Below are 15,583 nucleotides of genomic sequence, written 5' to 3'. Positions count from 1 at the left end.
GAGCGGTCAGACGTAGCTGAACAGCGGAGGAAAGACGAGGACCACGATCCAGGCCCACGCCGCGTACACCTCCAGGTAGCCGGTCTGCCACCGTTCGAGCGCCGCGAACGGCCTGCGCCGGCGGATGAAGGCCAGCAGGAGCCACGCCGACCACGCGAGGTTGACCAGCAGGATGACGTTCTCGCCGAGCGCGGCCGCCCGGTTGGGCGTGCTTCCGTACTCGTCGGTGAGGCGCCCGGTGATCTCCAGTAGCACCAGCACGTCGATGGCCAACGCGCTGACCACCAGCGCGAGCTGGAGTTTGTCGAACGCGCCGGCCGGGGCCAGCGGATCGCGGGCCGAGAGCGAGTAGAGGAGCAACCCCAGCACCACGACCAGCAGAAGGTTGAACAGGATCAGCGTTTCGCGGTCGACGTCGATGCCGTGGCTGGTCCAGACGACGGCGACGAGGAACGCGAGCAGGGCGGCGGTGAACAGCGGGGTGAACAGTCGAGTGAGGACCGGCGCGATGTTCTCGACGACACTCTGCTTGGCCTCGACGAGCCACCCGGCAACGACGACGGCGGCCACGGCGCCGCAGGGGAGAAGCCAGTTCGAGATGAAGTCCTCCGGGAGAATCCCGATGGCCTTGAAGGTGTTGAACAGGAACGCGGAGAGCACGCCGCCGCCGAGCGCCATGAGGACGAAGTAGATGAGCCACTCGCCGGTGAAGCGGATGAAGTCCATGCGCCGGCGGGAGGAACGCCAATCGTCGGCGACATAGGCCAGGCCGGTCACGAGCCACAGGGCGATCGGAAGGTGGATGCTGGTGACGACGACGGACTGCGAGTCTTCGGCCAGCGAGTAGGCGTTGGCGGCCACGATGCCGAGAGCGAACAGCGCCACCAGGATCGCGATCACCGGCCGCCGGGCCTGCCGGCGCCAGGCCAGGAACGCCGCCAGCCAGGGCAGCGCGAACAACGCGAAGTTTCTTGCGTAGAACGACCCGTCGTCGTCGAAGCTCAGCCCGAACAATGCCGGCACCTTGACGGACACCACGGCGCCCGCCGCGCAGACTGCCATGGCCCAGAGGTCCCGCCGGGAGCGCGCGCCGGCGACCGGGCTGCCGGCGTCGGCGGTCAGCACCAGCTGCTTCCACAGTCGTTCCGAATGCTCCCGGGCGAACTCGCGGGAGAGCTCATCGAGGCTGCCCATCCGCTTGACCGCGACCAGGAACGCTTCATCGGGGCTCAGGCCGGCGGCGACGAGCTCGTCGACGGAGCCGCGGAGATGGTCTTCGAGCTCGTCGGCGTCGAGCTGTTGCAGCTCCTTGCGGCGCAGCACGTATTGACGCCACTGCGCGAACTGCGCCTCCAGCTCCTTCTGACCGTCCGGCGCCGTCATGCGAGGCCCTCCAGCGGGTTCACCGTCAGCGGCATCCGGTCGTGCCAGATCCCCTTGAGCGCGTCGACGACGGTGTCCCACTGCCGGCGCTGCTCGGCCAGCTCGGCCAGGCCTTTCTCGGTGATGCGGTAGTACTTGCGCTTCCGCTCGCCGGTGACCGACTGCCAGCTCGACTCCGCATGGCCGAGGCGCTCGAGCCGGTGCAACAACGGGTACAGCAGTCCCTCGGTCCAGTCCAGCTCACCCCCGGACAGCTCGTTGATCCGCCGGAGGATGGCGTATCCGTAGCTCTCCCCCTCGGCCAGGATGCCGAGCACCAATGGCGTCGCCGAGGCGGCCACCAGATCCTTTGCGACTTTCACAAGACCTCATTCCGGCATCCCTAGAAGTGCAATGCATAGTACTGGTAGGTATTGCCGGACGCAACGACCGTTCGCTCGGCGCCGGGAGCCCTGATCGCCGCGGCCTCGGGGGGTAGCAACCTGCTCGCACCCGAACGGCATCTCGGTTGCAACCGGGGCGGCTGATCGTTGCCTTCAGGTCCCCCACCTGAGCTACGGAGGAACAGCATGCGCTCCCGAATTTTCTCAACTGTCGCCGCGGTCGCGGCCGGTGTCGCCCTGACCGCCGGCGCAGCCGGCGTCGTCGGATCGGCCCTCGGCGGCGGGTCGGACAGCTCCTCGACCACGCAGCAGGCGGCGAAGATCATGGTGATCAAGGTGCCCGGCAGCCCCGCCACCGTGATCGGCACGCCCGGCGGGAACTGATTCCGCCGGCAGTGTGAACGTCGGCAAACGGCCGGGCCCGGGTCACCGGTGCCCGGCCGCAACGCGGGAGGGGGAAATGCAGTGACGACGATGGACGCGCTCACGGACCGGGCCGCGCTTGCCGAGGTGATCGCGGAGCTGGAGAGCCGTTCGGTGTCGCAGTTCCGCACCCTGCACGCACCGGCGGTCACGGCCGAGCTCCGGGCGGCCGAGCTGGGCGACGCCGAGCTGGCGCACCGGGCGATGCTGCTGCAGTGCGGCGTCCTGTTGCGCGAAGGCCGCTCCGCCGAGGGCGGCGCCCTGGCCCGCCGCGTTCTCGACTGGGCGGTCCTGCACGACAGCCCGAACCTCCTCGCCCGCGCCCACCGGGAGATGGCGATCTTCCATCGCCAGATCGGTGATCTCGCGGACGCACTCCGGCACGCGGTGCAGTGCGTGTCGAACCTCGCCGACAGCGCCGCCCCCGCGCTGCGGGCCCGGCACCTCATGTCCCTGGCGGTGGCCCTGGACGACAACGGATCCGCCGGTGAGGCCCAGCGCCGGTTCGACGAGGCGCTCGACCTGGCCACGGCGACCGGCGAGTTCGAGCTCGCGCTCCACATCCTCAACAACGTCGCCTACATCGCCTACGAGAACGACGACGACGCGGGCGCCCGGGCGTTCGTGGGTCGCATGCGCGAGACCCTGTCGCACTGCGGCCGCGCCTTCACCGCGAACGAACTGGACACGATGGCCCGCGTCGAGATGATGTCGGGCCGCTACGCCGTGGTCGAGGAACTCCTGGGCGCGGTCCTGCACGAGAACTCGGCGGTCCGCGGCGACGAGGGCGACGCGCTGGCCGAATGCCTGCTGACCCTGGCCGAGGCGCGCCGGCTGGACGGCCGGCACGACGCGTGCCAGGTCGCTCTGGACGCGGCGTTCGCGATGAGCGAGGAACGCGGGCTCGAAACGGTGCGCATGCGGGCACACGAGGAGAAGGCGGCGTTGCTCGCGGCCACGGGACGCTTCGAGGAGGCGTACGAGGAATATCGGATCTTCCATGCCCTCTTCGCCTCACTTCGCTCGATCCAACGCGAAGCTCGCGCCCACGCGCTGCACACGGTGTTCGAGGCGACCGAGGCCCGCAAGGACAACGAGCGCTTCCGCGAGATGGCCTACCGGGACGCGTTGACCGGGCTCTACAACCGCCGGTACCTCAACGAGAAGCTGCCGGCGATCCTCGGCGCGGCCCGCATCGACCGGCAGCCGGTGTCGCTCGCGATCGTCGACCTCGACCACTTCAAGCGCATCAACGACACCCTGTCGCACAGCACCGGCGACACGGTGCTCAAGCAGGTGAGCGTGCTGCTGGCCGAGGCCGAGGCGTCCATCGTGGCCCGCCTGGGCGGCGAGGAGTTCGTGCTGATCCTGACGGGGGTCGACGCGGGCGAGGCACACCGGCGCTGCGAGCGCCTGCGGCGACAACTCGAGGCGTACGCGTGGGGGCCGATCACCGGCGAACTCGCCGTGACCACCAGCATCGGCGTCGCGACGTCCCCGTGCGGCGACGACACCATGCCGGACCTGATGGCCCGCGCCGACGAGAACCTGTACGCCGCCAAGCGCGGCGGCCGGAACCGGGTCGTCGGCACCTCGACCGCGGGAGGATAAGCCTCCGAGGTCGCCGTCCGTCCTTTGTGTCCGCAGCCCGGGTTTGTCGACTTGGTGGCAGTTCCCGGGCGCGTACAGGGATAGGAACGACGCATCGGATTCCTCACCCCGCGGGGGAGGCAAAGTGTCGTTCAGTTTCTTCCTACTCACCGTGTTCCCACCGGCCGCCGGCGTGATCATCGGTTACCTGAGCGGCGGGCGACTTTCCGGATTCCGTACGGTCCGGATTCGCGCGCTCTGGCTGGTATGGCTGGCCGCCGCGGTCCAGTTCACCCAGTACTTCGCGCCGGGGGTGCGTCGCTTCCTCGAGGACGACCTGGGCGTACCGATGCTCGTCCCGGTCTTTGCGATCGTGCTGGCCTGGCTGGCCGTCAACCTGCGCACCTGGCCTGCCGCCATCCGCGTGGCGGGCGCCGTCATCGTGCTGGGCGCGGCAATGAACGCCCTGGTCATTGGGTTGAACGGCCGTATGCCGTACGACCCGGCGGCGTCCGCGGGCATGGGTCTGCCGCCCGGACTGCAGGGACCCAAGAACGTTCCCGCCGACGCGGGCACCCGGCTGGCCGCGCTGGCCGACATCATTCCCGTGCCCCTGGTCGACAAAATCGCCAGCCCGGGCGACGTCCTGATAGCGGGCGGCACGTGCGCACTGGTGGTCCTGGCCATGCGCCGATCACGCCCCAACGCTGCCGCCCGAGTCGTGCTCGCCACCAGCGGAGGCTGACCGATGAAGAAACTCTGGCCGACCCTCACATCCCTGGCCACATTCGCGGCGCTGCTCTACACCGTGGGCGCCCCTCATTTCAGCGGAGGCTGATCATGATCCGGCACCTGAGAATCGCTCTCTCGACCCTGGCCACGCTGGCGTTGCTCCTGTACGCCGTCGGCGCCCCGCACATCAGCACCGGCTAGGCGAGGACATCGTGAGCCGCCTACTCGCTGTCTTCACCGTGGCCACCCTGGCGCTGCTGCTCTACACGACCGGCGCTCCGCATTTCAGCATCGGCTGATCTTGATACCGGAGGACTTCCATGAAGCGTACGTCGTCCCGGCAGCGCCTCCTGCGGGCTGCCGTCACCGTGGCCAGCCTGGCCTTGCTGCTCTTCACCGTCGGCGCCCCACATCTGAGCGCCGGCTGACATCAAGCCGGACGCACCCTTGTGCGCGGCCACTGGTCCGGGCGCTATCGCAAGAACTGGCGCTGGCTGGATTCGATCACGGCATAGGGCCCGGCCGACTCACCGGCACCGGTGGGCTCAGTAGCCTCAATCGAACCCGAAACCCCTTGCGCCACAACAGTTTTCGGCGTCGACCGACCCGGTGGTGTTCCCGTCCGTACGGGCCATTACGCACGGTCACGGCCGGCGGATAGAAAGTCGTCCTGAACGACGATCAACCCCCGTGAGGACGACGATGCGCAAACTTCTGCTGACCGCTGCCGCTGCCGTGACCGCGTTCGCCGCGATGCCGGCGATGGGCGCCCAAGCCGCCACCAAGGTCGAGTCGGTGATCGGCACCGGCACCCTCGGGCAGTTCGGCACCCCGACCGCCTACCTGGCGGCGGCCGGCAACCAGCGCGGCCAGCTCGGCGCGTTCACCATCACCTACCCGGACGGCACCTACGCGACGGGCATGTCGAGCTGTCTCGTGGTCGACAGCAAGACCGCGTACCTGACCGGCAAGATCGTGCTCTCCGGCGGGCCTCGCCGCGAGAGCAACAGCTGGCAGCGCGGCAACTACGTGGTCATCGGCGTCCAGGACAACGGCGACGGCACCGTCGTGGCGGACAAGCTGAACTTCTCGACCGGCACCGTTGCCGACCCGGGCTGCGGCCCCAACGCGGCCGCGAGCCCCGACTTCTTCATCGTGAAGGGCAACTACCGGGTCACCGACGCCGGCTGAGGTCAGAAGCGAGCCGCCCGGATCATCGCCGGGCGGCTGCTTCCAGGCGGCTGGTTCAGCAGATGCTGATCCATTCCGTCGCGTACAAGATTTCGTTGGGGATGCCGAACCTGCCGTTTCCGTACGACGCGATCTCCGCTTCCGCCGCGTTGTAGAGCCGCACCCTCGCGCCGCCGTATTGGTTGTTCACGAGTGCGCCCGCGTTGATGAAGTCGTAGACCTTCCGCCATCCGCATTTGAACATGGCGAAGCCGGAATGCGTTCCGTCGCCATCTCCCACGGTGATGCACGCGTACCCATTGAGGTCTTCGGTCTGGCAGAGATCCAGGAAGCGCTTGCGGGCTTCCGCGGAGTCCAGCGCAACCTTGGTCTCGTTGGAGTAGAGCGGAACGACCCGAGGGTTCCAGGCCGCGGCTGCCACAACGTCCGGTGCGGCCCTTGCCGACGTCGGCGAGGTGGCGATCACGGTCGGCACCGCCAGTACCAGGCCGATGAATGCTACGAACGCCCTGAGCATGCTGTGAGTTCGCACGAGTCCTCCTGATTGTCAGCGACTGTGGAAGACAATCAGAAACCCGCTTCACATCGGCTTCAGCCGGCGAAACGGCCGGCGGCGACGAAGACGCAGACCAGGAAAATCGTGACGGTTATCGCGATGTTCTTCGGTTCGCGCAGCAGGATGTGGGTCGTCATCGCGCCGAGCATGACTATCGCCAGGCCGACCGCGGCGATCGGTGTGAGTATCGGGGCGATGCCGGTCAGCCAGGGCAGGATCAGCCCGAGCACCCCGAGCAGCTCGCTCGCCGCGATGAGGCGGATCGCCGGGGTCGGGAAGAACTGCACTCCGGTCTGCCCGCGGGCCACCAGGTCGTCCTTCGGCAGGGTCGACTTCATGATCCCGGAGGTGGTGAACACCACCGCGAGCAGGATCTGGGCGCACCACAATGCGACGTTCATGCGAATCACCCCTGATAACCGGTGGCGTGGCCGATGACGCGGTCCATCAACCGATCCGTCAGGACGCGGTGCAGGAGCAGGAGACGCTTCGCGCCGGCGCCGACCGGATAGCGGACTCGGGGACGGCGGCTGGTCAGCGCATGCGCGACGGCGCCGGCGACGACGTCGGGCGGGGAACCGGCGGTCGCCTCCCGGCTGATCCGGGTGGCCATCGCCGCGAGCTGCCGACCGTACGTGTCCCGGCCGTCCCCCGGCAGCCGCCGGAGCCAGTCATCGGTGTCCCGTTTCAGCTTCGCCGGCATCGAGCTGGCGATGAATCCCGGCTCGATGACCGACACGTGGACGCCCAGCGGGCCCAGTTCCAGGCGGAGGCTGTCGCTGAGCCCTTCGAGGCCGTGTTTGGCCGCCGCGTAGCAGCCCATCAACGGCGTGCCCACCCGTCCGCCGACCGAACTGACGTTGACGATCCGCCCGTGCGCGCTCCGCAGCATCGGCAGGAACGCCTGGATGACGGCGAGATGGCCGGTGAGGTTGACCTCGAGCTGGCGCCGGAACACGTCCAGCGGCAGATGTTCGGCCGGGCACGGGACGGTCGTCCCGGCGTTGTTGACCAGACCGGCCAGTCCCTCCCCGCCCACCTGCCCGGCCACCAGGTCCCGGGCCGCGCCGATCGACTCGGCATCGGTGACGTCGACGACTATCGGTGTGAGCCGGTCGGAGGCGACCGAGCACAGCGCGGCGCCGTCCTGCGGTCGTCGCACACCCGCGTACACCCGCATACCCATGGCGTCGAGAGCCAGCGCGCACGCCCGGCCGATTCCGGACGACGTACCGGTGATCACCACTGCTCGCATGATGCCCTCCCATCGTTGTGTCGACCCCTCCGACGAGATCCACCCGGCGCTTGTGACAGCGGCGTGTTTTGATGCGGGTATGGCCGACCTCGCGACCAGCTACTCCCAGCTGCGGCCCTTGATGTTCGCCATCGCCTACCGGATGGTGGGCAGCGTCGCCGACGCGGAGGACATCACCCAGGAGGCGTTGCTGCGCATGCATCGCGACACCACGGTGGTCGACACGCCCGACGCGTATGCGACGACCGTCACCACCCGGCTCGCGATCGATCACCTCCGTTCCGCCCGTGTCCGGCGCGAGAGATACGTGGGTACGTGGCTTCCCGAGCCCCTGCTCGGAGTGGACGACTCCGGCGACCCGGCCGTGCGGACCGAGCTGAACGAGAGCCTCTCGCTGGCGTTCATGGCCACGATGGAGCGGCTCTCCCCGGTCGAGCGGGCGGTGTTCCTGCTCCGCGAGGTCTTCGCCTACGACTACGACATGATCGCCACCGTCGTCGGCAAGACCGGGTCGAACTGCCGCCAGATCCTGGCCCGGTCCCGTGCGCACCTCGACGCCGGCCTTCCCCGTTTCGAGGTTCCGCGCGCACGCCGGGACGAGCTCGCGCGCCGGTTCTTCGCCGCCTGCCACGCCGGCGACCTGGCCGAGCTGGAAGCGCTGCTGGCCCGCGACGTCCGGTTCCACGCCGACGGCAACGGCAAGCCGCCCGCCGTCACCCAACCGGTCATTGGCCGGGACCGGGTGGCCCGGTTCCTCCTCGGTTTGTTCCGCCTCGCCGAGAGGGACAATCTTCTGGTACGACCGCAGTACGTCAACGGGCAGCCCGGCGCCTGCGTCCTCGACGAGAACGCCCAGCTGCGCGCGGTGTTCGCCCTTCAGGTCGCCGATACCGACGGTGAACCCCGGATCGAGACCATCCACACCGTCATCAACCCCGACAAACTACGTCATCTGGCGATGCGCTGATCATTCTGACTGGGTGATGCGGCGCCGGTTGCCGGGCTGCCATGCTCGTCGATTGGTGCTTGCAACTGTGCAGTCACCGAACGCGCCGGGCGGTGGCCATGTCACATGCAATGCCGGAGCCGGCTCTTCGCGGCCGGCGCAGCGAATGCGAGCTGCTGCGCCAGATGCTGACCGACGCCCGGGCGGGCAGCAGTCAGGTCGTCGTGCTGCGCGGTGATCCCGGCTCCGGCAAGACCGCGTTGCTCGGCTACCTCTCGGGACACCTGGCCGACTGGCAGCACCTGGTGGCGGTGGGCGTCGAGTCGGAGATGGAGCTCGCCTACAGCGGCCTGCATCAGCTGTGCTTCCCCGTACTGGATCGCCTCGATCGGCTGCCGCGGCCGCAACGCGACGCCCTCGCTGTCGTGTTCGGCCTGAGCTCGGGGGCGCCGCCCGATCGGTTCCTGGTCGCGCTGGCCACCCTGACCCTGCTGGATCAGGTGGCCGAGGACGAGCCGCTGGCCTGCGTGGTCGACGACGCGCAATGGTTGGACCAAGCGTCGGCGCAGGTCCTCGCGTTCGTCGCGCGGCGCCTGCTCGCCGAGCCGATCGCCCTGGTCTGCGCGGCCCGGACCGGCGTCGGGGACACGGTGCTCTCCGGACTGCCGGCGTTGCCGGTCGGCGGTCTGGGCGCCGACGATGCCCGGGCGTTGCTGATGACCAACGTGACCGGTCCGATCGACGCCGAGATCGTCGATCAGATCGTGGCCGAGAGTCACGGCAACCCGCTCGCCCTGCTCGAGCTGCCGCATACCTGGACAAGTCAGGATCTCGCCGGTGGGTACGGCCTCCCGGACAGCCACCCGGTGTCGAGCAAGGTCGAGCAGAGCTACGTCCAGCGGGTCGCCGCACTGCCGCCGGAGACCCAGCAGCTCCTGTTGATCGCGGCCGCCGAACCGCTCGGCGATCCACGCCTGCTGGCGGCGGCCGCCGCCCGGTTCGGCATCGACCTGGACGCGGCCGGGCCCGCGGTCGCGGCCGGCCTGCTCCGCCTGAACGCCCGGGTGGAGTTCGCCCACCCGCTGGTGCGATCGGCGACGTACCGGTCGGCCGCGCCCGATCAGCGTCAGCGGGCGCACCGCGCGCTGGCCGAGGCGACCGATCCGAGCACCGATCCGGACCGCCGCGCGTGGCACCGGGCCCGGGCCACCAAGGCGGCCAGCGAGGACGTGGCCGCGGAACTCGAACGGTCGGCCGGCCGGGCCCAGTCGCGAGGTGGTTTCGCCGCCGCCGGCGCGTTCCTGTCCCGGGCGGCCGAGTTGACCCCGGACCCGGCCCGGCGCAGCGGCCGGGCGCTGGGCGCGGCCTTCGCCAACGTGCAGGCGGGCGCGTTCGACACCGCGCGCAGGATGCTCACGCTGGCCACCGACGGTGTGGTCGACGAGCTCCAGCGGGCGCAGAGCGATCTGTTGCGCGCCCAGCTCGCCTTCGCGTCCAGCCGTGGCACGGAAGCGCCGCCGCTGCTGCTGACGGCCGCGCGACGGCTCGAACCACTCGATGAGCGCCTGGCTCGCGAAACCTATCTGGACGCGTTGGCGGCCGCGTTGTTCGGTGCCCGGCTGAACGAGAGCCTGGGCCTGCCCGAGATCGCCGAGGCCGCCCGGAACGCTGCCGGGCGGATCGGGCCCGAGCCCAGCCCGGCCGATCTGCTGCTCCAGGGGTTGATCGCGCTGGCCGACGACTACGCCACGGCGGTTCCCGCCTCCCGCGATGCCGTGCGGCGGATGTCGGCCGGCTGGACGCCGCCCCCGGATCAGCTGCGCCGCTTGTGGCTGGGCTGCGTCGTCGCGATCGAGATGTGGGACGACGAGGGGGCGTACGTCCTCTCCCGGCACCACGTCGAGATCGCCCGCCGGGCCGGGGCGCTGAGCGAGGTGGCCTTGGCCCTCAGCTCCCAGACACCGGTGCTCGTGTTCTGCGGCGAGCTGACCGCCGCGGCGGCGGCCGTCGCGGAGACCGAGTCGGTGGAAGAGGCAACCGGCATCGCCGCGGCCCCGTACGGCGCGTTGATCGTGGCCGCGTGGCAGGGCCGCGGCGGTCACGCCGACCGCCTCATCGCGCGGACCCGCGAGGAGGCGACCGCCCGCGGCGAGGGCATCGGGGTGGCCATCTGCGCATACACCACGGCGGTGCTGGGCAACAGCAGCGGCCGGTATCACGACGCGCTCTCCGCCGCCGGCGACGCGGCTGCCTACCGCGAGGTCGTCGTCGAGAACTGGGCCCTCCCCGAGTTGATCGAAGCCGCGTCCCGCGTGGGCGAGACCGAGCTGGCGAATCGGAGCCTGGCCCGCCTGACGGAGAAGACCCAGGCAACTCACACGGACTGGGCGCTCGGGGTGGAGGCACGCTCGCGCGCCCTGCTGAGCGACGGCGGGCGGGCGGAGAGCCTCTACCGCAGCTCGATCGACTGCCTGAGCCGGACCAGGATGCGCGGCGATCTGGCGCGAGCCCATCTGCTGTACGGGGAATGGCTGCGGCGGGCGAGCCGCCGCGTCGACGCACGCCGTGAGCTGGAGATCGCGTACGAGATGTTCAGCGCGATGGACATGAAGCTGTTCGCCGAACGGGCCCGCCACGAGTTGTCGGCGACCGGAGCGACCGTACGCAAGCGGGGTTTTGAAGAACCCACCGAGCTGACGCCCCAGGAGTCGCAGATCGCGCATCTGGCGGCCGAAGGGCGAACGAATTCCGAGATCGGGGCGCAACTGTTCATCAGCAGCCGCACCGTCGAATGGCACCTGCGGAAGATCTACACGAAGCTCGGCATCAGCTCGCGCCGGTACCTCCACACCGTGCTCGCCGACTAGCTCAGGTCGAGGATCGCCCCGGTCACCGCGGGATCGACCATGAGCTGCACCGCGCGTGCCGCCACGTGGCCGAGCTGATCGTCCGCGGGCGTGCAGGTGATCAGATTGACCCGGACGGGAGCCGCCTCGACCGCGAGGTTCGCCACGATCGCGGGCAGCGCGACCGCGGCCACGGCGGCGAGCATCTGGCCGTCGCCGGGTCGCCGCGCCGGAGACCTCGCGATGAACATCAGCGAGCCGCAGTCGCGCATCTCCTGCTGGGCGTAACGGGCGATGCAGATCGGCAGCAGGAACTGGTCGAGCGCACCGTACGCCCGCGCGAGATCGATCTCGCTGAACAACACATGGTCGACATGGCCGGGCAGCCCGTCGAGAAACGCCCGGAGCTGATCGACATCGGACTCGTCGAAGGCCGCGGTCGCCTCGACGCCGATCTCGTCCGCCAGGTCTTCGAGCGGCCCCGCACGGCGATCGGTGAGGATCAGCTGGGCGCCCTCGCCCTTCGCCCGGCGGGCGGTCGCGAGGCCGGCGCCGGTACAGGTACCGATGATCAGCACTGTTTGACCCAACAGCCTCGATGACTGCGTGACGGACCGTGACGACTCGCCGGACACGATCGATCTATCATTCCTCGGCCGCGAGGACCGACACCAGGGCTTGCCCCAGGTCGATCTCCGCGTCGCGGGTCTGCAGGCCACGCTGCAACGCGGCGCCGATCAATCGCTGTGCTGCCGGCTCGGCGGCGCCCTGACCGAAGAGGTCGGAGTCGCGGCGGAAGTCCTCCGGTGGCGCGAGCTGGTCGGCGGGCAGCGCGCGGCCACGGCCCATCAGCCGGGTGAGGTGTTGCGTGGCGCCGCCGCCGGGTAGCAGGCCGAACGCCGCCTCGGCGCGGTACTCCGCGATCCGGGTCAGGTCGACATGCGAGATGAAAAAGTCGGGATCGCCGCTGGTGAAGACCAGCACGCGGATCGCCTCGTCGGCCTCGGCGCGCTGGATCAGCGAGACGAAATCGCGTACGAGTTCCGGGCCCAGGGGATTCATGGGCGGCGCCTTGATCTCGGCGAAGAGGACGGCGCCCTCGACCCGTACGGCAATGGTCTCCAGATCGAAGCCGGCCATGGTCACGCCTCGGTGCCGTATCCGGCCGCGGTGAGCATGCGGCGCAGCTCGACGACTGTCGGCAGGTCGACGTCCTTGTGCGTGGGTGTTTCGAGGACGAGAGACTGCGTTCCGACCGTGACCGCGACCTTGCCGTCGCCGTGGTCGGTGACGGAACCGACGGCGCGTAGCAAGGAGAGCGCGTCGTGCCACTCGATGTTGTGGCCGCCCGTGTGCTGGAGGATCTTCCGCAGCGTGGTGCGGTGGTGGCTGTCGAGATGAGCCATCGCTCTACTCCTTCCGGTCGGCTGTGAACGTACGGTTTGCGGCGCCGCGGTCGCGCCCGTGCAAACCCTGGTCCGCAGGCCCGTGGGACGGGACCAGTGGCTTGCCGGGCGCGAACGACCCCGGAAGCCGCGCAGGCTACGGAGATGCTTTCGATCGATGTCCTCAACAGCGGCTACAAGCCGATCCCGCCCGGCCCCGGCTGGGACGTGCGCCGCCCGGCCACCTGGCCGGCGAGCACCTCGACGCTGATCGCCGGCGAGCGCGACGCGATCCTCGTCGACGCGCTGGCGACCACCGCCGAAGGCAACCGGCTGGTGACCTGGTTGCGACAGTCCGGCAAGCGACTGCGGGCGATCGTCGTGACCCACGGCCATTTCGACCACTTCTTCGGCGCCGGGCCGCTGCTCGACGCGTACCCCGAAAGCCGTTTGATCGCCTGTGACCGGCAGGTCGTCGACGAGGCCCGGGGCCAGACCTCGCCGGCGGCCATGCAGCGATGGAACGCCTTCTTCGCCGGCCAACTCCCGGCCTCGCCGCCGGTGCCCTCCTGGAGTGGCGCCGGCGACCTCGACGTCGAGGACAGCCCGATCCAGCTGCGGGCCATCGGCGGCGCCGACGGCGTCCTCGCGACCATCGCGTACGTGCCGGAGCTGCGCGCCGTGTGCTCCGGCGACATCGCGTACAACAACATCCACATGTGGCTGTGGAACTCGACCCCGGAGTCCCGTAAAGCGTGGCTGGCATCGCTGGACGCGATCGCGGCCTTCCAACCCGCCACGATCGTGACCGGCCACAAGGACCCGGACGCCCCGGACGACGACGCCGGCCGCGTGCTCGATCAGTCTCGCCGCTACCTCGAGGACTTCGACCAGGCCGTGGCCAACTCCGGCACCCCGCAGGAGCTGATCGACCGCATGCTGGCGAGATATCCCGCGTACGGCAACCGGCACACCCTCTGGGCCGCGGCGTACAGCCAATTCGCCTGACGGACTTCATCCTCGCGGGGTGAAGCTACGGCCTTCCGAGGACCCGACGATGACCTGAGCCCACATCGAAAGGAGCATCATGAGCCAGCCGACGACCGACGCCTTACCGATCGTGCTGATCCACGGGCTGTGGATGACCGCCCGGAGCTGGGACCGCTGGGTCGAGCACTACCGGGCGAAGGGACACGAGGTCATCGTGCCGACATACCCCGGATTCGAGATCGAGGTGGAAGGGCTGCGGGAGAAGCCCGAGATCATCGCCGAGGCCACCGTCCCGGCGACGGTCGACCATCTCACCCAGGTGATCGAGAGCCTGGACCGTCCGCCGATCATCATGGGTCACTCCTTCGGCGGGACCTTCACCCAGATCCTGATCAACCACGGCCTGGGCGCCGCCGGGGTGACGATCGACTCAGCGCCGCCCGAGGGCGTACGGGTGAACCCGCCGTCCCAGATCAGATCCCTGTTCCCGGTGCTCAAGAACCCGGCCAACCGGCACCGCGCGGTGGGCTTCACCAAGGAGCAGTTCCACTACGCCTTCGCCAACACGGTCAGCCGCGAGGAATCCGACGCGGCCTACGACCGCCTGCACATCCCGGCGCCCGGCAGCTGGGTGTGGTCCTACGGCCTGATCGCCAACTGGAAGCCCGGCCATCAGGAGACCTGGGTCGACTACGACCTGGACGACCGAGCTCCGCTGCTGTTCATCGCCGGCGGCCAGGACCACCTGATGCCACCCGCGGTGATCCGCTCGAACGCGAAGAAGTACCACAACTCCGAGGCGACAACCGACTTCTACGAGTTCCCTGAGCGCTCCCACTTCACCGGGGTCGAGCCCGGCTGGGAACAGGTCGCCGACTACGCGCTCGAGTGGGCGACGAGCCACGCCCGGACGTGACGGCAGGGAGCCGCTGGCGAGCCGCACTGGCGTAGTGGCGGATTCGAGCCAGCCGGGTCGGCGGGACCCTCATCGGGACACCAATTTCCGAAGGGGGTTTCGATGTTCACTCGCAAACTGGCTGGTCGCGGCGCGTTTCTGATCGGGCCCGTCCTGCTTCTCGCGGGGCTCGCCTCGCTCGGCACGGGCGGGTCCGCAAGCGCCGAGTCGCGGGCCAAACAGCGTCCGACCATCGTGCTCGTGCACGGCGACTGGGCCGATGCGTCGTCCTGGAACTCCGTGATCAAGCGCCTGATGGGAAGGGGCCAGACGGTGGTCGCTCCGCCCAACCTGCTGCGCGGGCCGGTCACCGACGCCGCATATCTCAGGAGCTACCTGCAGACGATCTCCGGTCCGATCGTCCTGGTGGCCCATTCGTACGGCGGGTTCGTGATCACCAACGCGGCCACGGGCAATCCGAACGTCAAGGCACTCGTCTACATCGACGCGTTCGTGCCCGACGAGGGCGAGTCAGCCGGCGTCCTGGTCGGAACGTCGGGCTCCTGCGTGACCGAGAGCGGCTTCAACCAGGTGCCCTACGACGGCGGCGTGGATCTCTACCTGCGCTGGGAGGCGAACCCGCCGTACCCGGGCTACATCAACTGCTTCGCCAACGGCGTCGAGCCGAAGGAGGCGCGGATCCTGCACGCCACGCAGCGACCCGCCGCCGTCAACCAGTTCACCGAGGTCTCCGGGCCGCCGGCGTGGAAGACGATTCCGTCGTGGTCGCTGATCGGGACGCAGGACAACGTGATCCCACGGGCCCTGCAGGAGAAGATGTCCACCCGGGCCGGCGCTCGCATCACCCGGGTCACCGCCGGCCACCTGACGCTCATCACGCGTCCCGACGACGTCACCAGGATGATCCTCGCCGCTGCGGACGCGACGACGTGATCAGCCGGTTCGGGGTTGCCGCCATCGTCCGGGCCGCTTCCGGACGATGGCGGC

General features: G+C 69.4%; 17 protein-coding genes. 9 read left to right on the top strand and 8 right to left on the bottom strand.

Annotated elements, in window-relative coordinates; genetic code table 11:
- Window positions 1-6 precede the first annotated feature (6 nt).
- Together ACQPZX_RS14440 and ACQPZX_RS14435 are read right to left on the bottom strand one after the other, a co-directional pair.
- The gene (locus ACQPZX_RS14440; protein ID WP_433379980.1) at window positions 7-1,383 is read right to left on the bottom strand and encodes a permease prefix domain 1-containing protein; all 1,377 of its coding nucleotides are present in this window, start codon (window positions 1,381-1,383) and stop codon (window positions 7-9) included.
- Window positions 1,380-1,745, bottom strand: coding sequence for a PadR family transcriptional regulator (locus ACQPZX_RS14435; RefSeq protein ID WP_433379977.1), 366 nt, complete (start codon window positions 1,743-1,745; stop codon window positions 1,380-1,382). Before ACQPZX_RS14435 ends, ACQPZX_RS14440 begins: the two co-directional genes overlap by 4 nt.
- A gap of 207 nt (window positions 1,746-1,952) precedes the next feature.
- Here ACQPZX_RS14435 and ACQPZX_RS14430 point away from each other — a divergent pair, with 207 nt between their 5' ends.
- From ACQPZX_RS14430 to ACQPZX_RS14415, 4 genes are all read left to right on the top strand, one after another.
- Window positions 1,953-2,150, top strand: coding sequence for a hypothetical protein (locus ACQPZX_RS14430; protein ID WP_433379974.1), 198 nt, complete (start codon window positions 1,953-1,955; stop codon window positions 2,148-2,150).
- A 90-nt stretch (window positions 2,151-2,240) separates the two neighbouring features.
- On the top strand, window positions 2,241-3,800 hold the full coding sequence (locus ACQPZX_RS14425; RefSeq protein ID WP_433379971.1) for a diguanylate cyclase: 1,560 nt from the start codon (window positions 2,241-2,243) through the stop codon (window positions 3,798-3,800).
- 124 nt (window positions 3,801-3,924) lie between these two features.
- A complete protein-coding gene (locus tag ACQPZX_RS14420; protein ID WP_433379968.1) occupies window positions 3,925-4,524 on the top strand; it encodes a DUF5317 family protein in 600 nt (199 codons plus the stop codon).
- A 677-nt stretch (window positions 4,525-5,201) separates the two neighbouring features.
- Window positions 5,202-5,702, top strand: a complete 501-nt coding sequence (locus ACQPZX_RS14415) for a hypothetical protein (protein ID WP_433379965.1) — start codon at window positions 5,202-5,204, stop codon at window positions 5,700-5,702.
- Between the two features lie 55 nt (window positions 5,703-5,757).
- Here the strand turns inward: ACQPZX_RS14415 and ACQPZX_RS14410 are convergent, their stop codons facing one another.
- From ACQPZX_RS14410 to ACQPZX_RS14400, 3 genes are read right to left on the bottom strand one after another with little or no spacing between them, the layout of a single operon-like run.
- The gene (locus ACQPZX_RS14410) at window positions 5,758-6,234 is read right to left on the bottom strand and encodes a hypothetical protein (RefSeq protein ID WP_433379963.1); all 477 of its coding nucleotides are present in this window, start codon (window positions 6,232-6,234) and stop codon (window positions 5,758-5,760) included.
- A 59-nt stretch (window positions 6,235-6,293) separates the two neighbouring features.
- On the bottom strand, window positions 6,294-6,659 hold the full coding sequence (locus tag ACQPZX_RS14405; protein ID WP_433379960.1) for a DoxX family protein: 366 nt from the start codon (window positions 6,657-6,659) through the stop codon (window positions 6,294-6,296).
- Between the two features lie 5 nt (window positions 6,660-6,664).
- On the bottom strand, window positions 6,665-7,513 hold the full coding sequence (locus ACQPZX_RS14400; protein WP_433379957.1) for an SDR family NAD(P)-dependent oxidoreductase: 849 nt from the start codon (window positions 7,511-7,513) through the stop codon (window positions 6,665-6,667).
- Window positions 7,514-7,592: 79 nt separating this feature from the next.
- Here ACQPZX_RS14400 and ACQPZX_RS14395 point away from each other — a divergent pair, with 79 nt between their 5' ends.
- Complete coding sequence (locus ACQPZX_RS14395) at window positions 7,593-8,480, top strand: RNA polymerase sigma-70 factor (RefSeq protein ID WP_433379954.1); 888 nt, start codon at window positions 7,593-7,595, stop codon at window positions 8,478-8,480.
- A 98-nt stretch (window positions 8,481-8,578) separates the two neighbouring features.
- The gene (locus ACQPZX_RS14390) at window positions 8,579-11,326 is read left to right on the top strand and encodes a helix-turn-helix transcriptional regulator (RefSeq protein ID WP_433379951.1); all 2,748 of its coding nucleotides are present in this window, start codon (window positions 8,579-8,581) and stop codon (window positions 11,324-11,326) included.
- Here ACQPZX_RS14390 and ACQPZX_RS14385 read toward each other — a convergent pair.
- From ACQPZX_RS14385 to ACQPZX_RS14375, 3 genes are all read right to left on the bottom strand, one after another.
- On the bottom strand, window positions 11,323-11,883 hold the full coding sequence (locus tag ACQPZX_RS14385; protein WP_433379948.1) for a hypothetical protein: 561 nt from the start codon (window positions 11,881-11,883) through the stop codon (window positions 11,323-11,325). The two genes, ACQPZX_RS14390 and ACQPZX_RS14385, sit on opposite strands and share 4 nt — an antisense overlap.
- A gap of 67 nt (window positions 11,884-11,950) precedes the next feature.
- Window positions 11,951-12,445 carry a hypothetical protein gene (locus ACQPZX_RS14380; RefSeq protein WP_433379945.1) on the bottom strand — a complete coding sequence of 165 codons (495 nt, stop codon included), beginning with the start codon at window positions 12,443-12,445 and terminating at the stop codon, window positions 11,951-11,953.
- A gap of 2 nt (window positions 12,446-12,447) precedes the next feature.
- On the bottom strand, window positions 12,448-12,711 hold the full coding sequence (locus ACQPZX_RS14375; RefSeq protein ID WP_433379942.1) for a hypothetical protein: 264 nt from the start codon (window positions 12,709-12,711) through the stop codon (window positions 12,448-12,450).
- 144 nt (window positions 12,712-12,855) lie between these two features.
- On the opposite strand from ACQPZX_RS14375, the gene ACQPZX_RS14370 reads away from it, so the two are divergent.
- The 3 genes from ACQPZX_RS14370 (at window position 12,856) to ACQPZX_RS14360 (ending at window position 15,529) form a co-directional block, all read left to right on the top strand.
- Window positions 12,856-13,698, top strand: a complete 843-nt coding sequence (locus ACQPZX_RS14370; protein WP_433379940.1) for an MBL fold metallo-hydrolase — start codon at window positions 12,856-12,858, stop codon at window positions 13,696-13,698.
- Window positions 13,699-13,777: 79 nt separating this feature from the next.
- Complete coding sequence (locus ACQPZX_RS14365) at window positions 13,778-14,596, top strand: alpha/beta hydrolase (RefSeq protein WP_433379937.1); 819 nt, start codon at window positions 13,778-13,780, stop codon at window positions 14,594-14,596.
- 102 nt (window positions 14,597-14,698) lie between these two features.
- Entirely contained in the window at window positions 14,699-15,529 is an 831-nt protein-coding gene (locus ACQPZX_RS14360; protein WP_433379934.1) for an alpha/beta fold hydrolase, read from the top strand.
- Window positions 15,530-15,583 lie beyond the last annotated feature (54 nt).

The sequence above is a fragment of the Actinoplanes sp. CA-142083 genome, assembly GCF_050942195.1.
In the GTDB taxonomy this organism is placed as follows: Bacteria; Actinomycetota; Actinomycetes; order Mycobacteriales; family Micromonosporaceae; genus Actinoplanes.
Note: the sequence above shows the minus strand (reverse complement) of the source record. Positions and strands in the feature narration are given on the sequence as shown.